2 protein-coding genes are annotated in these 3,142 nt (G+C 35.6%); one reads left to right on the forward strand and one right to left on the reverse strand.

Annotated features, from left to right (window positions below; genetic code table 11):
- On the reverse strand, positions 1–417 hold a 417-nt coding region (locus tag AC1W31_RS20975), incomplete at its 3' end, for a recombinase family protein (RefSeq protein ID WP_481736457.1).
- Between the two features lie 1,320 nt (positions 418–1,737).
- Between AC1W31_RS20975 and AC1W31_RS20980 the strand changes: the two genes are divergently transcribed.
- The gene (locus AC1W31_RS20980; RefSeq protein WP_481736458.1) at positions 1,738–2,817 is read left to right on the forward strand and encodes a hypothetical protein; all 1,080 of its coding nucleotides are present in this window, start codon (positions 1,738–1,740) and stop codon (positions 2,815–2,817) included.
- The last annotated feature ends 325 nt before the right edge of the window (positions 2,818–3,142 follow it).

Genomic DNA, 3,142 nt, shown 5'->3' on the forward strand with positions numbered 1-3,142 from the left:
TCGCCCGCCTTTGATGCCTCTGGCTCGGGCAGCTTTTAAACCCGCATTAGTTCTTTCTACAATCAGATTTCTCTCAAATTCTGATAAGGCTCCGAAAATATGGAATATCAATTTTCCCGTAGGGTTTCCCGTATCAATGCTTTCTTGCAAAGATTTCAACATTACTTTCTCTTTTTCGAGATAATTCATCCAATCAATTAAATCTCTTAGGCTACGACCCAAGCGGTCAAGTCGCCAGACCACCAACGTATCTCCTTCTCTAAGTTGCTCTTTTAATTTGTTGAGTTCGGGGCGATCAGATTTTACCCCACTGATTTTATCAATGAATATTTTTTGACAACCTGCTGTTTTCAGCGCATCAGTTTGAAGGTCCGTATTTTGGTCAATGGTTGAAACTCTGGCGTATCCAATTAACATAAAAATGGGGGTTGAATGGTTTTTATCGTAAAAGTATAAAAATACTCAATTATGGTTAAACTTATTTAACTTTGATTTATTAACCACATTATTTTACGCTAAATACTTTGATTAAAGACTAATTTGATGGTGTTTTCAAAAGTAAAGAAAATGACCGTTTGAATTCCATAAACTGCCAACAACGAAAGTCCAGGTATCTCGTACCTACCAAGTAGGAAAAGCATCAACAAGGGTGAGACAAGAACCGTTTTATTTTTACCGCATCACGATAGCTTATTGAATCCCATGTGTTCTTTAATTGAGCTTATCAAAAAGTCTTGGGTCTGTCATAAGGCTATTTCGTAGATTGCTATTTCAGGATAATACAATTCTTGATTTGGCTGAGTCAGATTCTTGATTTTGATTTTAATTACTTATTAGGGAGGTCATTTAAATATTAGGCAAACTTCCCATAAAAGAGCTATGGATTAGGGTTAATATGTTTTTCATACAAAAAAGCCGATGTTTATCTCAAATCTCCGCTAATAAGAACTTTTTTGCTTAAAAATGATAAAAAGGTCGCAAGTTATATAAAGGTGTATACAGCCAATACTCTCAAAACTCGCAATATTCTCAAAACTCTCAAAACTCTCAAATAACCATTTTTTATTATGCAACTTTGCACCTATAAAAGGACAACACCTATGTTACTTTTTATGGGTTAAGGTTTACCAGTATCGAGGAGTGGAATGTGCTCTACTCAATCTTTTCAACTCTTTACAATACGCAAGAATCAATAGTCAATATTCTGCCGAATCTTAGTCAAGAATCTTGCGGAATCTTGCCGAATCTTCAAGATTCCGCAAGATTCTGCCCGATTCTTGGTAAATACAATACTCAAGAATCTATAGTAATAAATCAATCGTCAAGATTCAACGAAATCTTAGAAAACCTAATAGGTAGGAGTCTATCATTAGGGTTCTGCCAAATCTTTAAGACTTCGCAAGATTCAAGGGAGGCTTGGCAAGCGTGATGTTTAGGAATCAATCGTCAAGGTTCTGTAAGGTTCGAGGGATTCTTGGCGAAAGTAGTATTCAGAAATAAATAGCTAAGATTCTCTAAGATTCTCCAATATTCAATGGAGTCTTGGTAAATACAATATTCAAGAATCAATAGCCAAGAATCGGGCGGAATCTTACAGAATCTTCAAGAGTCAAGTCAAAAATCCGCCAGATTCCGCCAGAATCTTGGCAAGTGTAATTAATACTTAAGAATCTGTAGTCAAGATTCTTGAAAATCTTAATAATTTATTAGTCTCATATCATAAAAATCTTCAACATTATGCCAAGTTTAAAATTATATAAAAATTTAGAGCCTTTGACAACAGGCAGTACGGTTCGCCTTGATAATCCATTATTTATCGCCGTGATGAATGAAGCAGTTAAAGTAGGTATTCCTTCTTATGCTGATTTTGTAAGAGCCATCTTAGCCGCTACTTGTTTAGACAAAACCTATGGAGATATAACCCCACAACAAGGAAAACTCATTTCAGGAAATACCTATTCTACGGAGTCGGACATTCAAGGGTATGAATCTCAGATTGAGACTTTAAAAAGTAGGGTGGCAGAGTATGCCCATGAACTTAATATGAGAGATATCAAACTTCAAAATACGATAGAACAACATCAAGTAGAAGTGGCAATTTTGGAAGCTAAGATTCCACGTAATCTTCCGAATCTTGGCGTTATCAAAAATGAGAGTCAGTCGAATCTTGGCAATTATAATCAGTCAAACCAAGACCAAGACCCAGCAAATAAACCCGTCATAACAACTAATCAAAACCACTCTGGTTTTGAATTGTCGGAATATGGTATGAATAAACCAGCTATTGAGCCAATGCCCATAAATATGGAAGAAATAATCCAAGATAAATTCTTGGAAGTAGTCGGAAACCAATTGGTTATAGAATATTTCAACCAACAAACCAAATTAAATCAGAGCTTTGGTATATCTGGTTTTGACGGGGTATTCAAAGTGGTTGAGGAAATTCCAAACGCTTTATTGGAACATCATCCATTGGTGGTGTATTGGAAAAAAAGAGTCGGACAATTTGAGAATGCGGTTGTAAATGCCACCGAAGCCTTCTTCAAACAAAACGATACGGTTCAACAAATGAGCCAAAATCAGCAACTGGCACTCAACGCACTAGTACAAAGAGAACAAATGTTGTGGTGGTTCATCACTCATTGTACAACCATTCGAGGATTCGACCAAAAGTATTTTAACTTTCTTATTGAAACCGTCAGAAACTATTGTCCAGGATTTCCAGTAATGCCAAATCCATACCATGAAAACATTTTAATCGCCCAACAACAACCATATGGAGAACCATCTACAGTAAAACGTCTTCAGCTCTGGTAATACTTGACCAAAGAGGGGCTGTAATCACCATTTGGGCCTACAATAAAATAAGGCTTGTAGGCTATTTGTTATCAACAACTTACAAAAAAATACCTCGTTGAACGGATGTTTCAAAATACGATAAAATACGTCAAAAACTTGTCTCAAATATCTATTTTACTATCTCATAAATCAAAATATCATTTATTCTCCCCTATCTTGAGTTTATGAGACATAATTTTTATTGCTATTTTATTTTAGGCCCAAATGGTGATTACAGCCCAGAGGTTTGAAAATCTACTTTTTCTTAAAAGTCATATTCTCCGATCATATTGATATGTTGCCA

The organism is Arcicella sp., assembly GCF_964672035.1.